This window comes from Synechococcus sp. WH 5701, assembly GCF_000153045.1.
GTDB lineage: Bacteria > Cyanobacteriota > Cyanobacteriia > PCC-6307 > Cyanobiaceae > Regnicoccus_A > Regnicoccus_A antarcticus.
On sequence record NZ_CH724160.1, the window covers coordinates 615882 to 639398 of the forward strand.

Here is a 23517-nt window from a genome sequence, read left to right on the forward strand (position 1 = left end):
GGAGATCAGCGGACCGGAGCTCTCAGCGGACCGGAAGGCTCATGTCCGAGCGGCCGTAGCGGTCATCGAAGCGGACGATGTCGTCTTCGCCGAGGTAGGGGCCGCTCTGCACCTCGATCATCTCGACGGGAATCTTGCCGGGATTGCTGAGCCGATGTTTGGCACCCAGTGGGATGTAGGTGCTCTGGTTCTCCCCCACCAGCTCCTCGACGCTGTCTTTCTCCACCACGGCGGTGCCCTGAACCACCACCCAGTGCTCGGCACGGTGGTGGTGCATCTGCAGCGAGAGGCTGGCGCCGGGATTGACCACGATCTTCTTGACCTGCCAGCGGCTGCCTTCGACGATGCCGTCGTAGGAGCCCCAGGGGCGGTAGATGCGGCGGTGGGCCTTGCCCTCGGGACTGCCGCTGGAGGCGAGGCGGTTCACAATGGTCTTGACCTCCTGGGCGCGGTCCCGGTGGGCCACCAGCACGGCGTCATCGGTTTCGACCACCACCAGATCCTCCACCCCCAGCCCCACCACCAGCCGGTGCTCGCTGCGCAGGTAGCAGTTGCGTGAGCCCTCGCTGATCACCCGTCCGCGCAGGACGTTGCCGTCGCTGTCGCGGGCGCCCGTGTCCCAGAGGGCACTCCAGCTGCCCACATCGCTCCAGCCCGCCTCCAGGGGCAGCACGGCGCCCAGGCCCGTTCGTTCCATCACCGCCACGTCGATGGCGACATTGGGGCAGTTCGCAAAGGATTCCCGTTCCAGGCGCAGGAAGTCGAGGTCGGCGCTGTCGTGGTCGATGGCGGCGCGGCAGCAGCTCACCACCTCCGGCGCCAGCCGCTCCAGCTCGGCGAGGATGGCGCTGGCGCGGAAGAGGAACATGCCGCTGTTCCAGGTGAAGCGGCCACTGGACAGGAACTCCTCTGCCGTGGCGGCATCGGGCTTCTCCACGAAGCGGGCGATCGGGGTGGGGGTCGGGATCGGCGGCTCGCCCAGCCCAGGGGTGGCCTGGGGCAGGGGCTCCACCGCCTCGATGTAGCCGTAGCCGGTTTCCGGGGCGGTGGGCACGATGCCGAAGGTCACCAGCAGCCCGCCCTCGGCGGCGGCGCGGCCCGCTTCAACGGTGGCGCGGAAGCGTGCACCGTCCTGGATGACGTGATCGGCGGCGAGCACCAGCAGGAGGGGGTCATCCCCCCGGCTGGTGGCGTGCAGGGCCGCCACGGCGATCGCCGGTGCCGTGTTGCGACCGAGAGGTTCCAGCAGGATGGCGCCGGGCTCCACCCCGATCTGGCGCATCTGCTCGGCCACGATGAAGCGGTGGTCCTCATTGCAGATCAGCAGGGGAGCGCCCAGCTGGTTCAGCCCCTTGAGCCGCAACTGGGTCTGTTGCAGCAGGGTCTCCTCGCCGCTGCCGGCCAGGGGCCAGTACTGCTTGGGATAACTGGCACGCGACAGCGGCCAGAGGCGGGTGCCGGTGCCGCCGCAGAGGATCACGGGCACGAGGGAGGCCGCTGGGCTCATCGTCGGATCTTCCCTTGATGGGTCAATTCTGGCCCGAATCCTATGGGGAACTCCCTGGAGCGCCAGCGGTCAGCCCCACCCTCAGGTGTCGAGCAGCCCCGGCGGCGGTGTGATCTCCAGCCAGCCGCCGGCGATGTCCACCCGTGGCACGATCGCCTCCACGAAGGGGATCAGCGCCCGCCGGGGCTGTTCACCGCTGAGCTCCACCTCCAGCAGGTCGTTGCCGGCATGGATCAGATCCACCACGGTGCCGATCACCTCGCCATGGGGCGCCAGGCGAACCTGCAGTCCCTGCAGATCGAGCAGGTGGAACTCCCCCTCCTGCAGGCGGGGCCGATCGCCCGCTTCCACCAGCAGATCCTGATGCACCAGGGCCTCGGCCTCCTCCCGTGTGCCGACTCCCTCCAGCCGCACCACGAACAGCTCCCGGCCGGGCAGTTGACGGCCTGAGAGCAGACGCACGGCGCGGGCGGGCTCCTGGGCCCGGCGCAGCCAGCGCTGACCAGGCCGGGTGAAGCGCTCAGGGAAATCTGTGCGGGGCACCACCCTCAGCTCCCCCTGCAGCCCCTGGGCCGCCACCACCTTCCCCACCACCAGCCACGCCTCTGGCGCGTCCGCTTCGCTCACCATCTCCCCACCATCGACTGACCTGCCGCGCATCTGCGCCCCATCCTGCCGATCGACTCGATAATGAACTCATCTTGTGCACTACCCCCATGGCTGCGGCTGATCCCTCTCCAGCAGATGCATCGCCAGTAGCGGCGCCGGTCTTGCCAGGAACCACGGTGGTGGTTCGTGATGTCCGCTCGATCTACAACGGCTACCGGGGCTTCGTGCAGCGCATCAGCGGCAGCCAGGCGGCGGTGCTGTTCGAGGGGGGCAACTGGGACAAGCTGGTCACGATGCCGTTGAAGACCCTGGAAGCGAGCTGATCGCCTGCTGCTGCTCCAGAGCCGAGCGGGCTGCCTGTTGTTCGGCGTCGCGTCGGGACCCTCCCCAGCCTTCCCCCACCGGCTGACCTTTCAGGTCCACGGAACAGTGGAAGCGGCGAGGGTCGCCGTGGCGGCGGCTGCGTTCTTCGCAGCGGTAGTTGGGCAGGCCGAGCCCTTGGGCCTGGCTCCACTCCTGCAGACCCGTCTTCCAGTTGTGGCGGTAAGGATCGGCCAGTAGTTCCTTGGCGCTGCGCTGCCAGTGGGGGGTGAGCCAGGTGTGCACCGGCTCCAGGCTGCCTGTGGTCTCGTAGAGCCCGCCGATCAGGGCCTCGCAGATCTCCGCACGGATCGTCTGGCGTGCCGCGCTGTCCCCTGCAGCCACCGGGCCGAGGTGCACCATCGCCTCGATGCCGCAGCGCTTCCCCAGCTCCGCCAGCCAGCGGTCACTCACCAGCTGGGCCCGCAGAGCCGAGCGCTGGCCGACGTCCATGGCCCTGTGGTGGCGCTCAAGAAACTCCGCCGCCGCCAGCCGCAGCACGGCATCGCCAAGAAACTCCAACCGCTCGTGGTTGATCGGCCGGCCGGCGGAGCTGTGGGTGAGAGCCTCCTCGATCGGGGCGAGGTCGAGCTCTGAGCTCCGGAGATCAGTCTGCCCGAGGCCCGCCAGCCCGAGGCCCGCGAGGAACTCCACCAGGCTGTGGCGGCGCTCGTCACTCAGGGGCACGGGGGCTTGGCGGAGGACCATTGGCCTCCCTGCGGAGGCCGGAAGGGGTGAAAGCAGGACATAAGCCGGGTTCTGTTCCGGCCCGCCGGGGCGGACCGGGGTGGGCATCTGTCTGGGACCGCCGTTACCGGCGGCCTCGAGCGGCTCACTTGTGTCGGGACGGGTGTCATGGCCAACCGTTGTCCCTGGGCCTTGCTCCTAGCCGGGGTTTACCGAGCCAGCACCTCTCGATGCTGCTGGTGCGCTCTTACCGCACCCTTGCACCCTTGCCTGTGCGCGGGGCCAGGCCCCGGCCATCGGCGGTGTGTTTCTGTGGCACTCTCCTCACGGTCACCCGCACTGGGCGTTACCCAGCAAGCCTGGCCATTGGGGAGCCCGGACTTTCCTCAACCGAAGCCGGAGCCACCAGCCGAAGCCGGCGTCATCCCTTCGATCGCGACCACCTCACCTGCTTTCGACGCCGACTTTAGGCCGGGTGGTGATCGGAGCGGATAATGGTGTCGTTGGGGCTGTAGCTCAGCCGGATAGAGCGACGGTTTCCTAAACCGTAGGTCGTGGGTTCGAGTCCCGCCAGCCCCGTCGATCCAGGTGGTAGGGAACGCTACCGGTGGTGGCCTTCCCAAACAGGGCTCCCTGGCTAGCGTGGGAGCGGCCGTGAACCCTGCATGAACGAGCTTCACGATCTGCGTCTGCGCTTGCTGGTTCAGCAGGAGGGCGAGCGGATTGCCCGCAGCCAGCCCGACGAGCTGGATCTCTCGGTCGTCCAGGCCCGCTGCCTCTGCTGGCTGGCGCTGCTGGCCGAAGTGCATCAGGAGCAGTCAGTCGAGGCGGAGCAACGGGGCGACATGGAGCAGGCGATGGGCTGGTTCGCCGATTCGATGCGCTTGCGCGATGTGATCCAGCTGGTCAGCTCGATCGAGATCCCGCTGCCCAGCATCCAGGAGGACGGCGACGACAGCGACGACGCTGACGGTGACGACGACCAGCTGGACCTGCTCGGCCCCTTTGATCGCCTGGTCTGAGGGGGCAGGAGCTCTCAGCGGCGCCCCTGAACATCCAATGCCATGATGGGCGTTAAGGAACCAAGGGAGCGCGGTGCCCGAAGAGCCCTGCCAATGCCCTGACTGCCAGCGGTTCTATCGGGAACATGACCGATTGATCCGGGAGAACCCCACACTGCGGCAGCAGCAGGAACTGAACTGGGCGGCCCTGCAGTCGTTCCGCACCCTGGCGGGCCGGGTGCTCGAAGAGCTGCAGAAGACCCAGGGCGACGGCGAAGCCGAGGCGCCAGCCCCTCAGCCCGCCTCCGCAGCTCCGGCAGCGGCTGAAGGCTCCCCCGAGGAGGAGAGCCTGCAGCAGGCGATCGCCGATCTGGAGAACATCAACGCCCACCTGTTCTCAATCGAAGCGCTGATGGAGCGCATCTTTGATGTGCGGGTGCCTGAGGATGTGGAGCAGAAATTCCGGGAGGTGGCCGGAGAGCTTGCCCCCGACCCCCTCAATGCCGATCGCCTGCGGCTGAACCGCCTGCTGCACCAGACCCCCGACCTGCCGGACCACCGGCCCTGAGGCCCCTCAGTCGATCTCGCAGCTGATCGTCACCGGAAACGGTTCTGCCCGCCAGATCCGCTCGGCGTACTCAAGGATGGAGCGGTCGCTGCTGAAGAAGCCGGAGCGCGCCGTGTTCAGCAGTGACATCCGGTTCCAGGTGGTGCGATCGCCCCAGGCCTGGGTGACCGTGTCCTGGGCACGCATGTAGTCGCTGAAGTCGGCCATCACGTAGTAGGGATCTCGGCCGGTGAGGTTCTTCAGCAGGGGCTTGAACAGCTCCGTGTCGCCATTGCTGAAGTGACCCTGCTCCACCAGCTGCAGAGCCTCCGGCAGTTCCGGGATGCCGGCGATCAGCTCCCAGGGGCGGTATCCCCCCGCGCGCAGGGCCTCGATGCCATCGGTGGTGTGGCCGAAGAGGAAGAAGTTCTCGGCGCCCACCTGCTCGCGGATCTCCACGTTGGCGCCATCGAGGGTGCCGATGGTGAGTGCCCCGTTCATGGCGAATTTCATGTTGCCGGTACCGGAGGCCTCCAGCCCGGCGGTGGAGATCTGCTCGGAGAGGTCCGAGGCCGGATACACCCGTTGCCCCAGGGTGACGTTGTAGTTCGGCAGGAACACCACCCGCAGGCGGCCGTCCATGTCGGGGTCGGCGTTGACCGTTTCAGCGATGCCGTTGAGGAAACGGATGATCAGCTTGGCCATGTAATAGCCCGGTGCCGCCTTGCCTCCGAAGATCACGGTGCGGGGGGCGAGGTTGTCGCCAAGGCCGTTCTTGATGCGCAGGTACTGGGCGATCACCTGCAGGGCATTCAGGTGCTGGCGCTTGTATTCGTGGATCCGCTTCACCTGCACATCGAAGAGCGAGGAGGGATCCACCAGCAGGCCGCTCTGGCGGTGGATGTAGTGGGCCAGCTGACGCTTCACCGCCAGCTTGGTCTGGCCCCAGCGCTCCAGGAAGCCGGAATCATTCTGGAAGGCCTCCAGCTTGCGCAGCTCGTCGAGGTTGTGCACCCAGTCCTGGCCGATCACCTCATCGAGCAGCTCCCGCAGCAGCGGGTTGGCCAGGGCGATCCAGCGCCGAGGGGTGACGCCGTTGGTGACATTGGTGAATTTCTCGGGCCAGAGGGAGGCAAATTCAGGGAAGAGCTGCGTACGCACCAGGTCGCTGTGCAGGGCCGCCACGCCGTTGACGTGGTGGGAGGCCACGGTGGCCAGGTGGGCCATCCGTACCGCCTTGCCGTCGTTCTCATCGATGATCGACACCCGGCGCAGCATCGTCTCGTTGCCCGGATGCTTCAGCCGCACCGTCTGCAGGAAGCGGCGGTTGATCTCGAAGATCAGCTCCAGGTGCCGCGGCAGGAGTGAGCCGAACAGGTCCAGGCCCCATTTCTCCAGGGCCTCGGGCAACAGGGTGTGGTTCGTGTAGGCCAGCGATCGGGTGGTGATGTCCCAGGCGGCATCCCAGCTCAGGTGCTTGTGATCGATCAGCAGCCGCATCAGCTCGGCCACGGCGATGGCCGGGTGGGTGTCGTTCAGCTGCACCGACCAGTGCTCCGGGAAGTCGGTGATCGGCAGGTCACGCAGCTCCAGGCTGCGCAGCATGTCCTGCAGGGAGCAGCTCACGAAGAAGTGCTGCTGCTTGAGGCGCAGGCGCCGGCCCTCATCGGTGCCGTCGTTGGGGTAAAGCACCTTCGAGAGGGTCTCGGAGCCCACCTTCTCCTCCACGGCGCCGTAGTAGTCGCCGATGTTGAAGGCGTAGAAATCAAAGCTCTCGGACGCTTCCGCCTGCCAGAGCCGCAAGCGGTTGCAGGTGTTCACCCTGTAGCCCAGAACCGGCACGTCGTGGGGGACACCGATGGCGTGCTCGGAGGGCAACCAGCGCACCCGGTACTCCCCCTGGGTGTCGCGGTAGCTCTCGGTGCGGCCACCGAAGCCGACGAAGCAGGCCTGGTCGGGGCGGGGCAGTTCCCAGGGCCAGCCGCTCTTGAGCCATTTGTCGGTGATCTCCACCTGCCAGCCATCGCGGATCAGTTGGTCGAAGATCCCGAACTCGTAGCGGATGCCATAGCCGGTGGCGGGGATCTCGAGGCTGGCCAGGGATTCCAGATAACAGGCGGCCAGGCGGCCGAGCCCCCCATTGCCCAGGCCTGGTTCCTCCTCCACCTCGAGGATCTCATCGAGCGAGTCGATGCCGAAACGGCGCAGGGCCTCGGCGGCTTCGTCCTGGATGCCGAGCATCAGCAGGTTGTTGCCCAGCTGGGGGCCGATCAGGAATTCGGCGGACAGGTAAGCCACCACGCGGGCGGGCGTGGCCGAGATCGCTTCGATCCCCGCCAGGTAACGGGTCATCAGCCGGTCGCGCACCGCGTAGCTCAGGGCCACGTAGAGGTCGTGGTGGCTGGCGGTGGGGGCGAGCTTGCCGAGCGTGTAGAAGAGATGCTCGGTCATGCCGTCGAAGACACCATCGGCCGTGAGGCCGCTGCGATCAGGGTCGGCAAAGCAGCCCGGGGTGGGCAGCCTCAGCTGTCTGGGCGGAGCGTCGGTCATGGTGGCGGGGCGAAGGAGGTGGAGCGGTGAAGCTGAACAACGCCGGGCGGTGAAACGCGATGCCGGTCCGATCCGTGCGTCTAGCCAGTTTGGCTCAGGCGCGAAGCGGACAGTCCTGAGGCGGAGCAGGTCGTTCGGCCTGTGCCTGGCCAGCAGCCATTCGGTGTGGATTCACTGATGGTGGGCAGAGACTGGTCTGGACAGATTCCAATTCCCGCAGCAGATCCCGTCTAACGTCGCGGCCAACTTCATTGAAGCGACGCGCCAACCGCCCGCATGACTTTTCCGACCCTGCTGCTCGAGATCGGCAACCACAACGGCGAGGTGGCCGAAACCCTGATCGGGGTCGGACGGTTTCTGCTGATCTTCCTGGCGGCGCGCACCCTGGCCGAGCTGATGGTTCGGCTCCAGTTGCCCACCATTCTCGGTGAGCTGGTTGCCGGTGTCCTGATCGGCCTCTCCGGGCTGCACCTGATCCTGCCGCCGGAAACGGGGGCCGAACTCAGCAACTGGTTCACCTCGGCGGTGGGTTCCCTGGCCGATCTCCCTCCAGATGCGGTTCAGGCGATCTACATCGAGACGTTCCCCAACCTGCAGGCGGTGGCCACCCTGGGCCTGTTTGCCCTGCTGTTTCTGACCGGGCTCGAGAGCGAACTCGATGAACTGGTGGCGGTGGGCGCCCAGGCCACCACGGTGGCTGTCACCGGTGTGGCCCTGCCCTTTGCTCTGGGCACCTTCGGTCTGCTCTATTTCTTCGATGTGCCGATGATCCCGGCGGTGTTCGCCGGAGCGGCGATGACGGCCACCAGCATTGGCATCACGGCCAGCGTGTTCGGTGAGCTGAAGTACCTCAAGACCCGGGAGGGGCAGACCGTGATCGGCGCCGCGGTGCTCGATGACATTCTCGGCATCGTGATCCTTGCCGTGGTGGTGGCGGTGGCGGGTGGGGGTTCATTCGAGCTCGGCCCGATCGTCAAGTTGCTGCTCGCGGCTGCGGTGTTCGTGTCCGCTTCCCTCTTCCTCAGCCGCACCGCCGCCCCGGCCTTCGACTGGCTGCTCGATCGACTCAAGGCCCCCGGCGAGGTGGTGGTGGCCTCCTTCGTGGTGCTCTGCGTCTGCTGCTTCGCCGCCCAGGCCATCGGCCTGGAGGCCGCCCTCGGTGCCTTTGCTGCCGGCCTGATCCTGAGCGGATCGCGCCACACCCACGCGATTCAGGAAACAGTGAAGCCGCTGGTGTCGCTGTTCGCCACCATCTTCTTCGTTCTGATCGGCACCAGCATGGATCTCTCCGTGCTCAACCCGATGGATCCGGCCAACCGCCCGGGTCTGGTGATGGCGGCCTTCCTGCTGGTGGTGGCGATCATCGGCAAGGTGGCCTCCGGCTGGACCTACGTCAGCAAGGAGAAGACCAACCGCCTGGTGGTGGGTCTGGGCATGATGCCCCGCGGCGAGGTGGGCCTGATCTTCCTGGGTCTGGGCACCCAGGCCGGCCTGCTCACCCCGGCGCTGGAGGCGGCGATCCTGCTGATGGTGATCGGCACCACCTTCCTCTCCCCGATCCTGCTGAGGGTGGTGCTCAGCCGCCAGGAGAAGCTGGCCGAGCAGCCGGCCTGAGGCTCAAAGTTCGTTCTGCTCAGCCTCAGCGCCCGTCAGTTCAGCTCTCGTCTCGGCGGGAGGCCAGGGTCCAGAAGGCCCCGGCCAGCACGGCCATCAGCCCGAGACTGGCGGCCCAGCTGGGGCTGAGGACCCAGCTCAGACCCAGCTGGGTGATCCCCCCCACGGCAAAGGCCAGCATCACGCTGCTCAGCAGCAGCACGATCTGACGCAGCCCCTCAGGGAGCGGCCCCTGGGTGAGCGCTTCCTCCAGCCGGGCCAGCGGCAGAGAGAGGGGCAGGTACAAGGCCAGAGCCCACAGGGCCGTTCCCGGCAGCAGGCTGGACAGCTCGAGCACGGAGCGAACCCCCCGAAGTGATCCCTAGCATCGACGACCAAGCCACACCTGCGTTGATCGGCCCCCGCTCCGAGCCCTGGACCTATGGCGGCCATGGGGTCCACGCCCTGGCCAGTCGACCGCCGCAGCCCCAGGGCCCGGCGATTTTGCTGGTGCACGGCTTCGGCGCCTCCACCGACCACTGGCGCTACAACATTCCTGCGCTGGCGGAGCACCATGAGGTTCACGCCCTTGACCTGCTGGGCTTTGGCCGCAGCGCCAAGCCCGAGGGGCTGGCCTACGGGGGAGGGCTGTGGCGTGATCAGCTGGTGGCCTACGTGCGCGAGCGGATCGGGCGGCCCACGGTGCTGGTGGGCAATTCCCTCGGCGGCTTTGCCGCCCTGGCGGCCGGGGCGGCCCTGGGCAGCGAGGCGGCCGGGGTGGTGCTGATCAATGCCGCCGGCCCCTTCAGCGACGAGCAGGCCGAGCCGAAGGGCTGGGGCGCGATCACGAAGCGCACGATCGGCGGTGCCCTGTTGCGCAGTCCAGTGCTTCAGCGCCTGCTGTTCGAGAACCTGCGGCGCCCGGCCACGATCCGGCGCACCCTCAATCAGGTCTACATCGATCGCAGCAACGTGGATGACGCGCTGGTGGAGGCGATCCGGCGGCCCTCGCTGGATCCAGGGGCCTTCGGGGTGTTTCGCACGGTCTTTGACATTCCCCGTGGCCAGCCCCTGGACGAACTCTTTGCCCAGCTCAAGGCCCCCCTGCTGCTGCTCTGGGGGATCCGCGACCCCTGGATCAATGCCGCCGGCCGTCGCGCCGCCTTCCAGCGCCACGCACCAGCCGCCACCACTGAGGTGGTGCTCGACGCCGGCCACTGCCCCCACGATGAAGTGCCCGAGCAGGTGAACGCCGCCCTGCTGGAGTGGCTCTCGAGCCTGCCGGATGCCTGAGCTGCCATGCCCCTGACCCACCGCACCACGCCCTATCCCCACTGGGAGTTCAGCACTGCAGCCGATGGTGATCTCCTGCGGCTGGTGCCGGAGCGGGGCGGGCTGCTCAGCGGCTGGCGTTGCAACGGCCGTGAGCTGCTCTATCTCGATGAGGCTCGCTTTGCCGATCCGGCCCTCTCGGTGCGGGGCGGCATGCCAGTGCTGTTCCCGATCTGCGGCAACCTCCCCGCTGATCAGCTGCCACTGCCGCAGGGGAACTTCACGCTCAAGCAGCACGGCTTTGCCCGGGATCTGCCCTGGGAGTTGGAGGAGCTGAAGGGAGCTGAGGGCGTGCGCCTGAGCCTGGGCGATAGCCCCGCCACCCAGGCGATGTTCCCCTTCCCCTTCCGGCTGCAGCTGGAATTACGGCCCCAGCCAGGGGCTCTGGCGATCGCGGTGCTGGTGGACAACCTCGGGCCGGAACCGTTGCCCTTCGCCTTCGGGTTGCATCCGTATTTCGCTGTCACCTCCCTGGCGGCGGCGTCGCTGGAGGGCCTGCCGGAGCGTTGTTTCGACCACGGCACCATGGCGCCCGCCGCCACCGCACCGCTGCTGGAGCGGCTGGAGCAGGGGGTGGATCTGCTGGCGCAGCCTGCTGGTCCGGTGCGCTTGCTGGACGGCCAGGCGGGGGTGGCCCTGGAGCTGCAGGCTGAAGCCCCCTTCAATCTGGCAGTGGTCTGGAGCGATCCGCCCCGCTCGATGGTCTGCCTGGAGCCCTGGACGGCACCGCGGGGCGCCCTGGTGAGTGGTGATCGGCGGCTGGAGGTGGCCCCTGGGCAGACCTGCCGGCTGGCCTGCCGCTACCAGCTGATCGAGGGTTCCGGGATCAGCCTTCAGGCTCAAGCGTGATCACCACATTGCCTGTCTTGCGCCCGCTGTCGACATAGCGGTGGGCTGCCACGATCTGATCCAGTGGGTAGTGACGATCGATCACGGGCCTGTAGACCCCGGCCTCGGCCAGCTCAGCGAGCTGGCGCACGTCGCTGGCTTCCACGCTCACCGGACCGGCGATCACCGTCTTGTCGCTGCTGACTGTCTGCCAGGGGCTGAGCAGCATGGCGGCCAGCCCTGCCTGCACCAGCACCAGGCGACCCCCCGGCCTCATGCTGCCGCGGCTGCGGGCAAAGGGTGCCGTGCCGGCCGTGTCGATGATCACGTCGTAGGTGTCACCGCTCTGGCTGAAATCAGCTTGCTGGTAATCGATCACCTGGCTGGCCCCCAGGGAACGCACGAGCTCCAGATTGGCTTGGCTGCACACTCCGCTCACTTCGGCTCCCAGGTGCCGGGCCAGCTGCACCGCCGCTGTGCCGACGCTGCCTGAGGCACCATTGACCAGGACCCGCTCTCCGGGCTGAACTCTGGCCTGGCGCAGAACTGCAAGGGCCGTGGTGCCACCGAAGCAGAGCGCGGCGGCTTCCTTGAAGCTGAGGTTGGAAGGCTTGCGGGCCAGCAGGCCATCCTCCGGCAGGCAGACGTACTCCGCATGGCAGCCCATGGCGGTGTCGCTGAAGGCCACCAGCGGATCACCAGGCCTGAAACGGCTCACATCGCCGCCCACCGCTTCGACGACACCGGCCAGCTCACTGCCCAGGATCGGTTGCTTTGGTCTGGAGAAGCCGAACACCAGGCGGATGATCAGCCCGAAACCGGCGGGCACCTCCAGGCTGCGGATCCTCCAGTCGCCTGAACTCACCGTGGTGGCCCTGACCTGGATCAACACCTCATGGGCTGCGGGGATGGGCTTGGCCACTTCCGTGAGGTGAAGCACTTCAGGTGGTCCGTAGCGTTCATAAACAACGGCTCGCATGGTCGTTGCCCCCAGGACACGGTGTTTGGACCAGTCAGGCTAGATCTTCTGGTTCGGTTGCAGTCTTGCTTGAAATCGTTCCGGGTTTCAAGGATTTTTGGGGCGTATCTGTGCTCGTGTGTGCTCCCTTCCAACCAGCCGATCCAAGTCCAGGAGTCACTCTCTGGTAGCAACCGTCACAACGCCACCGCTCTGATGGGGTGAAGGTTCAGGGGCGGAAGCAGCTTCTAGGGTTCCGGTTCGCGTCAGTTCGCTTCAGCGAGCCCGATGCGGCGTCTGGTCCGAGAGAAGCTCACCGGGGTCACCCGGTTGCACGGAGGGATAAAAGCCCGGGAGACCGCAACCCCACCTCCGTGTTGTGCCATGACCGCATCTTCAGGCCCGGAAGGGGCCTTCGACCGTCGTACCCAGGCTCCGCCCTCTGGACGCCAGGGAGCTGAGGCCCTCGAGAAGGAGGCGCGCCTGCCGCTCACAGGCTGGCAGCAGGAGGTGGATCAGGGCCTGCGCTACGGGCTTGAGGCGGCTGAGAGCATTGTTGATCGGCGCATCTCCACCTTCTCCCGTGGTGAGCTGCCCCACTACGCGGGCATCAACACCTTCATGAAGGCGCCCTACATCGAAGACGTGAACCGCGTCGGTGAGTTCGATGTGGCGATCCTGGGCGTGCCCCACGATTCCGGCACCACCTACCGCCCCGGCACCCGCTTCGGCCCCCAGGGAATCCGGCGCATTTCGGCGCTCTACACGCCCTACAACTACGAAATGGGCGTCGACCTGCGCGAATCGATCAGGCTCTGCGATGTCGGCGACATCTTCACGATTCCGGCCAACAACGAGAAGAGTTTCGATCAGATCTCCAAGGGCGTGGCTCACGTGTTCGCCAGTGGCGCCTTCCCGATCATCCTCGGCGGCGATCATTCGATCGGCTTTCCCACCGTGCGCGGCGTCTGCCGTCACCTGGGTGACAAGAAAGTCGGCATCATCCACTTCGATCGTCATGTCGACACCCAGGAGATCGACCTCGACGAACGCATGCACACCTGCCCCTGGTTCCATGCCACCAACATGGCCAACGCCCCGGCTCAGAACCTGGTGCAACTGGGCATCGGCGGCTGGCAGGTTCCTCGCGAGGGGGTGAAGGTCTGCCGCGAGCGGGGCACCAACGTGCTCACCGTCACCGACATCTGCGACATGGGCCTGGAGGCGGCGGCGCAGTTCGCGATCGAGCGCGCCACCGATGGCACCGACTGCGTCTACATCTCCTTCGACATCGACTGCATCGACGCCGGTTTCGTGCCCGGCACGGGCTGGCCCGAGCCCGGTGGGCTGCTGCCGCGCGAAGCGCTCAAGTTGCTGGAGCTGATCGTGCGCAACGTGCCGGTCTGCGGCCTTGAAGTGGTGGAGGTTTCACCTCCCTACGACATCAGCGACATGACGTCGCTGATGGCCACGCGGGTGATCTGCGACGTGATGGCCCACCTGGTGGTCAGTGGTCAGCTGCCCCGCAAGCAGAAGCCGGCCTGGCTGCACGAAGCCTGCAACATGGCCGTCGATCAGAGGTGGAGGTGAGCCATGCATGAGGTCGACATGACCAAGTGCCTGCTTCTCTCCCTGCAGGAGTGGAAGCGTGGGCAGGAGCCCCACACCCCGGTGGTGGCGGCGGTGCATCTGCAGGTGGGTGATTTCACCTGCGTGGAGCCGGAGGCGTTGCGGTTCACCTTCGCCGCCGCCGTGCAGGGCACCTGGCTCGATGGCTCGACGCTTGAGATCGACACCGTGCCCCTGCGGGCCCGTTGCCTGGGCTGCTTCAGCGAGTACAGCCCTGATCGGGAGCGGGCCTACCGCTCCCCCTGCTGCGATCGGCCCATGGAGGAGATCATCAGCGGCCGTGAGCTGCGCATCCGCTCCGTCGACTACAGCCTGCCGCACCAGACCTCAGATTCCGATTCCGCCGCCGTTCCCTCGCGCTGATCCCATGCACATGCCCCTCAGCGACACCCTCGGCCTCAACCTGATGGCCGCCAATCAGCACCAGGCGGAGCACAACCGCGAGCACTTCGAGGCCTGGAACCTGCTCTGCCTCAACGTGATGAGCAGCCCCGGCGCCGGCAAGACCTCCCTGCTGGAGCGCACGATCACGGCGCTGGCACCTCAGCTGGAGATGGCCGTGCTGGAGGGTGACATGACCACCCAGCTCGATGCCCAGCGCCTCGAAGCGGTGGGTGTGCCGGTGGTTCCGATCACCACGGGCCGCGCCTGCCATCTCGATGCCGCAATGGTGAGTGGTGGTCTGCGCCAGCTCCAGGCACAGCTCAATCCTGCCGATCTCGATCTGCTCTGGGTCGAGAACGTGGGCAACCTGGTCTGTCCAGCTGAATTTGAGGTGGGCGAGCACCTCAAAGTGGCTCTGCTCAGTGTCACCGAGGGCGACGACAAGCCGCTCAAGTACCCGGTGATGTTCCGCGAAGCTGATTGCGTCCTGATCACCAAGGTGGATCTGCTCCCCTACCTGTCGGTCGAGGTGAGCCGCATCGAAGCGCACATCCGCGCGGTCAACCCCGGCGCCGTGGTCTTCCAGGTTTCGGCCAGCAGCGGCGCCGGGCTCGAGGCCTGGCACCAGTGGGTGCTGGCCACCACCCGGGAGCACACCCGCCCGTCCGTGCTGGCGGAGGTGGGATGAGCAGCCTGCCCTCCCCGGCCTCCGCCGATCCGCTCACTGAACCGCAGCTCAGCTGGCAGCAGCGCAAGCTTGATCTGCTCAGCCAGGGGGTGAGCTATGCCCTGGCCAGCTTCGTGGATCTGCACGGCACCAGCAAGGCCAAGGCGGTGCCGCTGGACCATTTCGAGGCGATGCTCGCAGGCTCCGAACTGTTCACCGGTGCCGCCCTCGATGGCGTTCCCCAGGATGTCAGCGACGACGAAGTGGCCGCCATTCCCGACCTGGCCACAGCCACGGTGCTGCCCTGGCGTCGTGATGTGGTCTGGCTGGCCAGCAGCCTGCACCTGCATGGGCAGCCCTTCGAGGCCTGCAGCCGCAACATTCTGATTCGTGCCCTCGACGAGGCCCAGCGGATGGGATTCCGCTTCAACCTGGGCATCGAGACCGAATTCTTTGTGCTGCGTCGTGGCGCCGATGGAGCCCTCCGGCCCGCCAGCTCCCGCGACACCCTCGAGAAACCCTGCTACGACCTCACCGGTCTGCTCGACAACCTGCCCTGGCTCGATGAGCTGGTTCAGGCGATGAATGATCTCGGCTGGGGGGTGTACTCCTTCGATCACGAAGACGGCAATGGCCAGTTCGAGACCGACTTCGCCTATGCCGAGGCGCTCACCATGGCGGACCGCCTCACCTTCTTCCGGCTGATGCTCAAGGAGATCACCCACCGCCATGGGCTGATCGCCAGCTTCATGCCCAAGCCCTTCAGCGATCGCACCGGCAGCGGCGCCCACTTCAACATGTCGCTGGCGGATCCGGCCACGGGCCGAAATCTCTTCGCGGGCGACACCCCTGGCGCCATCACCCCATTGGCGGAGCAGTTCATCGCCGGCATCCTGCGCCATGCCCCGGCGATCTGCGCCGTGATCGCTCCCACGGTGAACAGCTACAAGCGCCTGGTGGCCCAGGGCTCCATGAGTGGCTTCACCTGGGCGCCGGTCTTCATCTGCTATGGCAACAACAACCGCACCAACATGTTGCGGATTCCATCCGCCGGTGGCCGAGTGGAATGCCGCGCTGCCGACAGTGCCTGCAACCCCTATCTCGGAGCAGCGATGATCCTCGCGGCTGGACTGGAAGGCATCCGGGAGGAGCTGGATCCAGGCGACCCCAATCTCGTCAATGCCTACCGGCTCAGCGCCGAGCAGCGGGCCGAGAGGGGGCTGAGGGTTCTGCCACGAACCCTTGGTGACGCGATCGAGGCCTTTGCCGCTGATCCACTCTCCCGCTCGGTGTTCGGTGATGCCATGGCCGACGCGTTCATCGACTACAAACGAGCCGAATGGGCCGAGTATCACGGCTGCGTGTCGGACTGGGAGCTGACGCGTTATCTCGAATTCCTCTGAGCCATCACTGCCACGCTTTTGTTTCTCCCAAGCATGTATTGCTTTGCAGCCTTTCTTTGCTAATCAACCCATGACCTCCAATCCGCGCCCTGACCTCAGCTCCACCTCCATGCCCACCACCGCGCGCTCGGTTTCTCAGCAGCAACGCCCGCCACATCCGCGTCGGCGCCGTCAACGTCTGCTTGGCCTCGGCCTGACGGCGCTGCTCGGCGGTGGGTTGCTGGCCAGCTGCCAGAGCCCTCCGAAGCCAGGTGCCACCCCCGTGCGCATTGGCTACAGCGCCTGGCCCGGCTGGATTCCCTGGAAAGTCACCGAGGAGAAGGATCTCTTCACCGCGGCGGGGGTGCCGGTGACCCTGCAGTGGTTCGATGGCTACCTCGATTCGATCAATGCGCTCAACGCCGGGCAGCTTGATTGCAACAGCCAGACGCTCAACGACACGATCAGCTCGATCGCCGGTGGTGCCGACCTGCGGGTGGTGCTCACCAACGACAATTCCACCGGTAATGACCAGATCATCGCGGCCCAGGGCATCGCGGACGTCACTCAGCTCAAGGGCCGCAAGGTGGCTGCTGAGGAGGGCACGGTTGATCACTACCTGCTGTTGCTGGGCCTGAAGAAAGCGGGGCTCACGTCCAAGGACATCGAATTCGTGCCCCTGGAAACGGGGGCAGCAGCAGCGGCTTTCGTGGCCGAGAAGGTGGATGCCGTTGGTGTGTTCGCTCCGTTCACCACCCAGGCGCTCAAGCGCTCCGGCAGCACCACCTTGGTCTCCTCCAAGGAGTTCCCGGGTGCCATCAGCGATCACCTGGTCTGCCGTACGGAGTTCGTGGAGAAGAATCCTGAGCAGTTGCAGAAGGTGGTGAATGCCTGGTTCGCCACTCTCAAGGAGATCAAGGCCAATCCTGGCCCCAGCCTCACGATCCTGGCGGCCCGGGCTGGGGTGAGCGAGGCCGAATACAAGGAGTACGACGCCGGCACCACGATCTTCACGCTCGAGCAGAACCGTGAGGCGCTCAAGCCGGGCGACACCATGGCTTCGCTCCCCTTTGCCGCGGCCGAGATCAGCACCTTCCTGCAGGAGGTGGGACTGGCCAAGACGCCACCTGATCTCACCAAGCTCTTCGATGCGCGCTTCGTCGACGCGGCGCCATGAGGAATCCCTGGTTGCTCGGTCCGCTCGGGATCGGCGTGGTCCTGCTGGTCTGGTCGCTGATCAGTCTCAGCGGCGCGGTGGATCCCCTGTTTCTGCCGAGCCCGCCGGCGGTCTGGCAGGCCGCGAGTGATCAGTTCCAGGGCGGAATCCTGGTGGGAGATGCCATCGCCAGCATCCGGCGGGTGTTCCTGGGCTTCGCCCTCTCCGCGGCCCTGGCCCTGCCCCTGGGGATCGCCATGGGGAGTAATCCGCTGATCTGCCGCCTGCTGGAGCCGCTGCTGGGTCTGATCCGCTACATGCCGGCGCCAGCGTTCATCCCCCTGCTGATCATCTACTTCGGTCTGGGGGAGTTGCCCAAGGTGCTGCTGATCTTCGTCGGCACCTTCTTCTTCAACACCCTGATGATCATGGATGCGGTGAAATTCGTGCCGCCGGAGCTGATCGAGACGGCCCTCACCCTTGGGGGCCGTGGCTTGCCGATCCTCACCCGCGTGGTGGCCCCCTTCATCGCTCCCCAGGTGATCGATGCCTACCGCATCAACATGGCCTCGGCCTGGAACCTGGTGATCGTGGCGGAGCTGGTGGCGGCCAACGAGGGCCTGGGCAAGCGCATCAGCCTGGCCCAGCGCTTCCTGCGCACCGATGAGATCTTCGTGGGCCTGATCGTGATCGGCCTGATCGGGCTGATCATCGATCTGGGCTTCCGCTTTCTGCTGCGCCGCAGCTGCGCGTGGGCCAACTGAGATGCATCTTTCCGTCAACGGCGTCAGCAAAACCTTCGGCGACGGTCGCCACGCCAAGTTGGTGCTCGACGACATCAGCTTTTCGATCGATTCCGGCGAATTCGTGGCCCTGGTGGGCAGCTCCGGCTCGGGTAAGTCCACGGTGATGCGCTTGATCGCCGGTCTGGAGCGCCCCAGTGCTGGTGTGATCGCCCTGGACGGCAAGTCGGTGCGCGGGCCCGGCTCCGACCGGGGCATGGTGTTCCAGAAGTACAGCCTCTACCCCTGGATGACCGCGGCCCAGAACGTGGCCTTCGGCATGACGCTGCAGGGATTGCCCAAGGCCCTGGTCCGGGAGCGTACGGGCTACTTCCTGGAGGTGGTCGGGCTGCAGGATGCCGCCCGGCGTCTGCCGCGTGAGCTCTCCGGCGGCATGCAGCAGCGGGTGGCGATCGCTCGCGCCCTGGCGGCCGACCCCAAGGTGGTGCTGCTGGATGAACCCTTCGGCGCCCTGGATCTGCAGATCCGTGAATCAATGCAGGAGTTTCTCTATCAGCTCTGGGAGCGCTCCGGGCTCACGGCTCTGCTGATCACCCACGACCTCGAGGAGGCGCTGCTGCTGGCCAAACGGGTTCACATCATGGCGCCGCGACCGGGGCGCATCGTGAGAACGGTGGAGGCTGATCTGGATCGTTCCAACCTGGCCCACCTGAGGGTGTCCCCGCCGTTCCTGGAGCTGCGGGAAGAGCTGGTCAACACCCTGCGCAACCTTGATGGCGCCGGCATCTGAAGTGGCCGCCATGGACGCTTCAGACGATCAGTTCGGCCAGCGCCCTTTTCTGGAGGCGGAGCTGTATCGCTCCGCCTCTGTTGCAGAGCGTGAGCGGCAGGTTTACGCACCACGCTTCTGGCATCCGGTGGCACCACTCTCCAGCCTGCCGGAGGGTTCAGCCCTGGCTCTCGAGCTGCTGGATCAGCCCCTGCTGCTCACCCATCCCCCCGGAGGTTCGCCGCGGGCGTTCCTCAACCGCTGCCCGCACCGCGGGGTGGCCCTGTTGCCCCCGGCGCAAGCGGCCCAGCCCTGCCGCCGTCTGATTTGTCCGTACCACGGCTGGACCTACGACCTCGGTGGCAGCCTGCGGGCCGCGGCACGGGAAGCGGAGTTCGTGGATCCCTTCGCACGCGAGGACTGGCCCCTGATCCAACTGGCCTGTGCGGTGCGCGGCTCGATGCTCTGGGTAGCGATCGGCCAGGATCCGCTGCCCCTCGAGCACCAGCTGGATCTGGTGGAGCAGGAGCTGGGCCCGGCCCTGGAGCGGCCAAGGGTGCTGCTGGCCAGCCTGGAGTCGGAACTGGCCTGCAACTGGAAGATCGCCCATGACAACACCCTCGACGATTACCACGTGGCCATCGCGCACCCCACCACCCTGCACCGCCAGCAGGGGCCTGTGCGCCACTACCGGCATCGCTTTGCCGATCACACCAACCTGCTGGCCACCCCGGTCCCCCTTCAGGGCAGCGGCGCTGATGCTGAGGCACCGGAGTTCCTCACCTTCGGTGCGCCGCCCTGGATTCATCTGCTGGCCTGGCCCGATGGGCGTCTGGCCCTGATCAGTTTTCCTCCCCGCGATCTGGGTCGCTGCCGCCTGCAGGTGTGGTTGTTGGGTGATCCCGCCCAGACGGACCTGGGCGAAGCCTGGATCGAGGAGCTGCGCTCCTTCCTGGACGAGGACCGGGCCCTGGTGGAGTCGGCTCAGCGGGGCTACACCAGTGGCCTGACGCCTGGCCCGGCCCATCGGCTGGAGCGGCGGATCCTGCACCAGCAGGCGCTCTATGCGCGGATCATGGGCCTGGAGCCGCCGTTTTCAGCTCGCGCCTGAGCCAGGCGGCCATGGCGGTGTTGATCTGCAACAGATCGGCCACGGGCTGGTTCGTGAAGGGAAGGGTGGGCAGGTAGCCGTCGGGGCCGAATTCCGGGGTGAGCGTGAAGCGTTCCATGCCGCGCGCTCGGGCCCGATCCAGAATCAGCTGCCAGCAGGCCCGGTGCGCCTCCAGGGCCTCGGCGTGCTCTGGCGCGAAGGGGTGGCCCACCTGGGGCCCCTGGGCATGCCCCACCCGGGCGTGGATGTGGTCCACCCGCCCAGCGATCGCCTGGATCGGCTCCAGGTCCGGCGTCATCAGCCGCTCGCAGGCCACGCACCAGTGGCTGAGGTCGGCGGTGAGCCTCAGATCCGGGTAGCGACTGATCCAGTCCTGAATGCGCCAGGGGTCCGCCAGGCTGCGCGAACGGTGGGTTTCGAACGTCACCGGTGCCTGGGCGGCGGCGGCCAGCTCCAGCGCCCGGTCCCAGAACCACTGTTGCTTTGCCCAGGTCCAGCTGTCGCTGCCGGTGATCACCGTGATCCGCAGCGGCTCGAGTCGGCGGCAGCGCTCCAGCTGCCTGGCCAGTTGCTGAAGATGCTCCGCCGCTGTCATGGCGAGATCGGGCACGTAGCCGTTGCCCGTGACCAGCTCCACGATCAGGGTGAGTTCGGCGGCGGCAAACTCGGCCACCACCGTGCCGGGATCAGCGCCTGCCAGGGCTGGATGGTCGAGGTTGGCCTCCACACCATCGAAGCCGCTGTGGCGTGCCTGGTGAATCGCCTCCTGCAGGCTGCCCTGGAATCCCCAGAGGCTGTGCAGGATCAGGGCCTGCATGGGCTCACCCATGCGATTGGCCTTGGAGAGGATTCAGCGGCCGCTGGTGTGCTCCTGTGCGGCCGTGGCCTGCTCCGATTCCAGCAGGTTGGGCTGGATGCCGAGGTAGACCGCCTCGCGGAACAGGGCCCGGCGGGCTTCGGCATTCCCGCAGGCTCGGGCTTCGGCCATCCGCTGACGCAGCGACAGCAGCAGGGCCTGCTGGCGGGGATCCTGGATGGTGTGGGCCATGGGGAGTATTCCTGCACCGGTCTTGACCGGGCTCTCAGACCCATCAGCCTACCGAGAGTTCGCCCAGGCAGATGGAGCCCCTCACCAGCCCTGGTGACCCTGAGGCCTTCTGGAGCCAGCCCCTCCCCGAGTTGCTGGCGGAGCTGCGCACCAGCGAGGCCGGCCTCAGCAGCGGCGAGGCCGCTCGCCGCCTTCTGGAGCACGGCCCCAACGCCCTGGCGCCGCCGGCGCGGGGTGGGGCGCTGCGGTTGCTGCTGCGTCAGTTCAGCAGCCCGATCATCCTGATCCTGAGCGGCGCGGCGCTGCTCTCGTTCCTGCTTGATTCGCCCACCGATGGGCTGATCATCCTGGTGATCGTGCTGATCAGCGGCCTGCTGGGCTTCTGGCAGGAGAACGGCGCCGCCGGGGCAGTGGCCCAGCTGCTCAAGGCCGTTCAGACCACTGCGGTGCTGCGCCGCGATGGCGGCGACCAGGCCGTGCCGGTGGCGGAGGTGGTGCCGGGCGATCTGCTGGTGCTCTCCGCCGGTGCCGCCATCCCGGCCGACTGCCGCCTGATCGACGAAACCGACCTGAGTGTCAACGAGGCGGCCCTCACCGGTGAGAGCTTTCCGGTGAGCAAGCACCCGGTGGCGGTGGCCGCCGACGCCCCGCTGGCCAAGCGCGCCAACGTGCTGTTCCTCGGCACCCATGTGGTGAGCGGCAGCGGCACCGCCGTGGTGGTGCGCACCGGCGGCGCCACCCAGTTCGCATCGATCGCCGAGCGACTGCGCCAGCGCAGCCCCGAAACCGAATTCGAGCGGGGCGTGCGGCGCTTCGGGGCGCTGCTGCTGGAAGTCACCCTGGTGCTGGTGATCGCGATCTTCGCCGTCAACGTGTTCCTGCGGCGGCCGGTGGTGGATTCGTTCCTGTTTGCGTTGGCCCTTGGGGTGGGGCTCACGCCCCAGCTGCTGCCGGCGATCATCTCGGTGAACCTGGCCCAGGGGGCCCGGCGCATGGCCGCCCGGCAGGTGATCGTCAAGCGGCTCTCGTCGATCGAGAACTTCGGCAGCATGACGATCCTCTGCTCCGACAAGACAGGCACCCTCACCGAGGGCAGCGCCCGGGTGCAGCGCAGCTGTGGCGTGCATGGCGAGGCCAACCCGGCGGTGCTGCTGCACGCGGCGGTGAACGCCTCGTTTGAAACGGGCTTCAGCAACCCGATCGATGCGGCGCTCCGCGAGGCAGCGGTCGCGAGCGACGGTCCCGAAGGCGCTCGCGGCCCGCTCGATCTCTCCGCCTGGACCAAGCTCGATGAGATCCCCTTCGACTTCAACCGCAAGCGTCTCAGCGTGCTGGCCCGCGCCGATGGCACCCCGGTGTTGATCACCAAGGGGGCGTTCCTCAAGGTGCTGGAGGTGTGCGACCGGGCCGAAACCGCCAGCGGCGCTGTGCTGCCCCTGGCGGCGGTGGAGGCCCAACTGCGCGAGCTCTACGCCGAATGGAGCTCCGAGGGATTCCGGGTCCTGGCCGTGGCGGTGCGGCGCTGGCAGGACCAGGGGCCCCTGGTGCCGCGGGCGGTGAGCCGCCAGGACGAAACCGGCATGAGCCTGCTGGGGCTGCTGGCCCTCAGCGATCCGCTCCAGCCGGGGGTGCATGACACCGTGGCCGAGCTGGAGCGCCTCGGGGTGCGCCTCAAGATGATCACCGGCGATAACGCCCTGGTGGCGGCACGGGTGGGCCGCGAGGCGGGGCTTCGCAATCCGGAGGTGCTGACCGGCGCCCAGCTGCAGCGGCTCTCCGACACCGCCCTGCCTGTGCGGGCCGGGGAGGTGGACGTGTTCGCCGAGATCGAGCCAAGCCAGAAGGAACGGCTGATCCATGCCCTGCGCCGTGCCGGCCACGTGGTGGGTTACCTGGGCGATGGCATCAACGACGCCCCGGCGCTTCATGCCGCCGATGTGGGTCTCTCGGTGCAGGGGGCGGTGGATGTGGCCAAGGAAGCCGCCGACATCGTGCTGCTCGAGCCCGACCTGGCGGTGCTCCTGGCCGGCATCCGCGAGGGCCGCCGCACCTTCGCCAACACGCTCAAGTACGTGTTCATGGCCACCAGCGCCAACTTCGGCAACATGGCCTCGATGGCGGGTGCCTCGCTGCTGCTGCCCTTCCTGCCGCTGCTGCCCAAGCAGATCCTGCTCACCAACCTGCTCACCGATCTGCCGGAGATGACCATCTCCACCGACCGGGTCGATCCCGACTGGATCAGCCAGCCGCACCGCTGGAGCATCCCCTTCATCCAGAGGTTCATGGTCGTGTTCGGGCTGGTGAGCTCCGTCTTCGACTACCTCACCTTCGCGGTGCTGCTGTTGCTGCTCCACGCCGATGCCGCCCAGTTCCGCAGCGGCTGGTTCGTGGAATCGGTGATCTCGGCCGCCTCGATCGTGCTGGTGATCCGCACCCGCGGCCCCCTGCTCCACAGCCGTCCCTCCCGGGCGCTGGTGGTGGCCACCATCGCCGTGGTCGCCCTCACCCTGCCCCTGCCCTGGACGCCGTTGGGGCGGCTGTTCGGCTTCGTGCCTCTGCCGCCGGAGTTCCTGCTGCCGCTGCTGTTGATCCTTCTGGCCTACGTGGCTAGCGCCGAGCTGGCCAAGGGCTGGTTCTACCGCCGCTGGTCCGGCTG

Annotated in this window: 23 protein-coding genes, 1 tRNA gene, 1 other RNA gene and 1 riboswitch; of the genes, 16 read left to right on the forward strand and 9 right to left on the reverse strand. The window is 67.0% G+C overall.

Annotation, left to right across the window (positions count from 1 at the left end; translation table 11 throughout):
- Nucleotides 1-22: 22 nt before the first annotated feature.
- Together WH5701_RS13050 and rimM are read right to left on the reverse strand one after the other, a co-directional pair.
- Nucleotides 23-1507, reverse strand: coding sequence for a mannose-1-phosphate guanylyltransferase/mannose-6-phosphate isomerase (locus tag WH5701_RS13050; RefSeq protein ID WP_006172946.1), 1485 nt, complete (start codon nt 1505-1507; stop codon nt 23-25).
- An 81-nt stretch (nt 1508-1588) separates the two neighbouring features.
- Nucleotides 1589-2137, reverse strand: coding sequence for a ribosome maturation factor RimM (gene rimM, locus WH5701_RS13055; RefSeq protein ID WP_037981488.1), 549 nt, complete (start codon nt 2135-2137; stop codon nt 1589-1591).
- Nucleotides 2138-2223: 86 nt separating this feature from the next.
- Here rimM and WH5701_RS15850 point away from each other — a divergent pair, with 86 nt between their 5' ends.
- Complete coding sequence (locus WH5701_RS15850; protein WP_050751551.1) at nt 2224-2439, forward strand: NAD(P)H dehydrogenase subunit NdhS; 216 nt, start codon at nt 2224-2226, stop codon at nt 2437-2439.
- Here the strand turns inward: WH5701_RS15850 and rnc are convergent.
- Both rnc and rnpB read right to left on the reverse strand, forming a co-directional pair.
- On the reverse strand, nt 2405-3184 hold the full coding sequence (rnc, locus tag WH5701_RS13060) for a ribonuclease III (RefSeq protein ID WP_006172949.1): 780 nt from the start codon (nt 3182-3184) through the stop codon (nt 2405-2407). The two genes, WH5701_RS15850 and rnc, sit on opposite strands and share 35 nt — an antisense overlap.
- Nucleotides 3185-3208: 24 nt before the next feature.
- Nucleotides 3209-3619: RNase P RNA component class A (gene rnpB, locus WH5701_RS15905), an RNA gene on the reverse strand.
- A gap of 49 nt (nt 3620-3668) precedes the next feature.
- Between rnpB and WH5701_RS13065 the strand changes: the two genes are divergently transcribed.
- The 3 genes from WH5701_RS13065 (at nt 3669) to WH5701_RS13075 (ending at nt 4732) form a co-directional block, all read left to right on the forward strand.
- Nucleotides 3669-3742 (forward strand) — tRNA-Arg (locus tag WH5701_RS13065).
- Between the two features lie 86 nt (nt 3743-3828).
- Complete coding sequence (locus tag WH5701_RS13070; RefSeq protein WP_006172950.1) at nt 3829-4185, forward strand: hypothetical protein; 357 nt, start codon at nt 3829-3831, stop codon at nt 4183-4185.
- Between the two features lie 73 nt (nt 4186-4258).
- Nucleotides 4259-4732: a hypothetical protein gene (locus WH5701_RS13075; RefSeq protein WP_037981106.1), complete on the forward strand. Its 474-nt coding sequence runs from the start codon at nt 4259-4261 to the stop codon at nt 4730-4732.
- Nucleotides 4733-4738: 6 nt separating this feature from the next.
- Here the strand turns inward: WH5701_RS13075 and WH5701_RS13080 are convergent, their stop codons facing one another.
- Nucleotides 4739-7261 carry a glycogen/starch/alpha-glucan phosphorylase gene (locus WH5701_RS13080; protein WP_006172952.1) on the reverse strand — a complete coding sequence of 841 codons (2523 nt, stop codon included), beginning with the start codon at nt 7259-7261 and terminating at the stop codon, nt 4739-4741.
- Nucleotides 7262-7537: 276 nt separating this feature from the next.
- Here WH5701_RS13080 and WH5701_RS13085 point away from each other — a divergent pair, with 276 nt between their 5' ends.
- Nucleotides 7538-8875: a cation:proton antiporter gene (locus WH5701_RS13085; RefSeq protein WP_006172953.1), complete on the forward strand. Its 1338-nt coding sequence runs from the start codon at nt 7538-7540 to the stop codon at nt 8873-8875.
- A 40-nt stretch (nt 8876-8915) separates the two neighbouring features.
- Here the strand turns inward: WH5701_RS13085 and WH5701_RS13090 are convergent, their stop codons facing one another.
- Nucleotides 8916-9212 (reverse strand): hypothetical protein, encoded by a 297-nt coding sequence (locus WH5701_RS13090; protein WP_006172954.1) that lies wholly within the window; start codon nt 9210-9212, stop codon nt 8916-8918.
- A 53-nt stretch (nt 9213-9265) separates the two neighbouring features.
- Here WH5701_RS13090 and WH5701_RS13095 point away from each other — a divergent pair, with 53 nt between their 5' ends.
- Complete coding sequence (locus WH5701_RS13095; RefSeq protein ID WP_006172955.1) at nt 9266-10147, forward strand: alpha/beta fold hydrolase; 882 nt, start codon at nt 9266-9268, stop codon at nt 10145-10147.
- A gap of 6 nt (nt 10148-10153) precedes the next feature.
- Nucleotides 10154-11035: a galactose mutarotase gene (locus WH5701_RS13100; RefSeq protein ID WP_006172956.1), complete on the forward strand. Its 882-nt coding sequence runs from the start codon at nt 10154-10156 to the stop codon at nt 11033-11035.
- Here WH5701_RS13100 and WH5701_RS13105 read toward each other — a convergent pair.
- A complete protein-coding gene (locus WH5701_RS13105; protein WP_006172957.1) occupies nt 11013-11993 on the reverse strand; it encodes an NAD(P)-dependent alcohol dehydrogenase in 981 nt (326 codons plus the stop codon). The two genes, WH5701_RS13100 and WH5701_RS13105, sit on opposite strands and share 23 nt — an antisense overlap.
- A 216-nt stretch (nt 11994-12209) precedes the next feature.
- Nucleotides 12210-12331, forward strand: a riboswitch (guanidine-I (ykkC/yxkD leader).
- A 25-nt stretch (nt 12332-12356) separates the two neighbouring features.
- Here WH5701_RS13105 and speB point away from each other — a divergent pair.
- The 8 genes from speB (at nt 12357) to WH5701_RS13145 (ending at nt 19813) form a co-directional block, all read left to right on the forward strand.
- On the forward strand, nt 12357-13562 hold the full coding sequence (speB, locus tag WH5701_RS13110; protein ID WP_006172958.1) for an agmatinase: 1206 nt from the start codon (nt 12357-12359) through the stop codon (nt 13560-13562).
- Nucleotides 13563-13565: 3 nt separating this feature from the next.
- Nucleotides 13566-13964, forward strand: coding sequence for a hydrogenase maturation nickel metallochaperone HypA (locus WH5701_RS13115; RefSeq protein WP_006172959.1), 399 nt, complete (start codon nt 13566-13568; stop codon nt 13962-13964).
- A gap of 4 nt (nt 13965-13968) precedes the next feature.
- Complete coding sequence (hypB, locus tag WH5701_RS13120) at nt 13969-14673, forward strand: hydrogenase nickel incorporation protein HypB (RefSeq protein ID WP_050751553.1); 705 nt, start codon at nt 13969-13971, stop codon at nt 14671-14673.
- Nucleotides 14670-16055 carry a type III glutamate--ammonia ligase gene (gene glnT / locus WH5701_RS13125; protein ID WP_006172961.1) on the forward strand — a complete coding sequence of 462 codons (1386 nt, stop codon included), beginning with the start codon at nt 14670-14672 and terminating at the stop codon, nt 16053-16055. The genes hypB and glnT overlap by 4 nt, the downstream gene beginning before the upstream one ends.
- A gap of 70 nt (nt 16056-16125) precedes the next feature.
- On the forward strand, nt 16126-17211 hold the full coding sequence (locus tag WH5701_RS13130; protein WP_006172962.1) for an ABC transporter substrate-binding protein: 1086 nt from the start codon (nt 16126-16128) through the stop codon (nt 17209-17211).
- Nucleotides 17208-17954: an ABC transporter permease gene (locus tag WH5701_RS13135; protein WP_006172963.1), complete on the forward strand. Its 747-nt coding sequence runs from the start codon at nt 17208-17210 to the stop codon at nt 17952-17954. The genes WH5701_RS13130 and WH5701_RS13135 overlap by 4 nt, the downstream gene beginning before the upstream one ends.
- A 1-nt stretch (nt 17955) precedes the next feature.
- On the forward strand, nt 17956-18723 hold the full coding sequence (locus WH5701_RS13140; RefSeq protein ID WP_006172964.1) for an ABC transporter ATP-binding protein: 768 nt from the start codon (nt 17956-17958) through the stop codon (nt 18721-18723).
- Nucleotides 18724-18733: 10 nt separating this feature from the next.
- Complete coding sequence (locus WH5701_RS13145; RefSeq protein WP_037981498.1) at nt 18734-19813, forward strand: aromatic ring-hydroxylating dioxygenase subunit alpha; 1080 nt, start codon at nt 18734-18736, stop codon at nt 19811-19813.
- Here WH5701_RS13145 and WH5701_RS13150 read toward each other — a convergent pair.
- Together WH5701_RS13150 and WH5701_RS13155 are read right to left on the reverse strand one after the other, a co-directional pair.
- Complete coding sequence (locus WH5701_RS13150; RefSeq protein WP_037981500.1) at nt 19776-20630, reverse strand: sugar phosphate isomerase/epimerase; 855 nt, start codon at nt 20628-20630, stop codon at nt 19776-19778. The two genes, WH5701_RS13145 and WH5701_RS13150, sit on opposite strands and share 38 nt — an antisense overlap.
- Before the next feature lie 33 nt (nt 20631-20663).
- Nucleotides 20664-20861, reverse strand: coding sequence for a hypothetical protein (locus WH5701_RS13155; RefSeq protein ID WP_006172967.1), 198 nt, complete (start codon nt 20859-20861; stop codon nt 20664-20666).
- 71 nt (nt 20862-20932) lie between these two features.
- Between WH5701_RS13155 and mgtA the strand changes: the two genes are divergently transcribed.
- A partial coding sequence (gene mgtA / locus WH5701_RS13160) for a magnesium-translocating P-type ATPase (RefSeq protein ID WP_006172968.1) occupies nt 20933-23517 on the forward strand: 2585 nt, incomplete at its 3' end.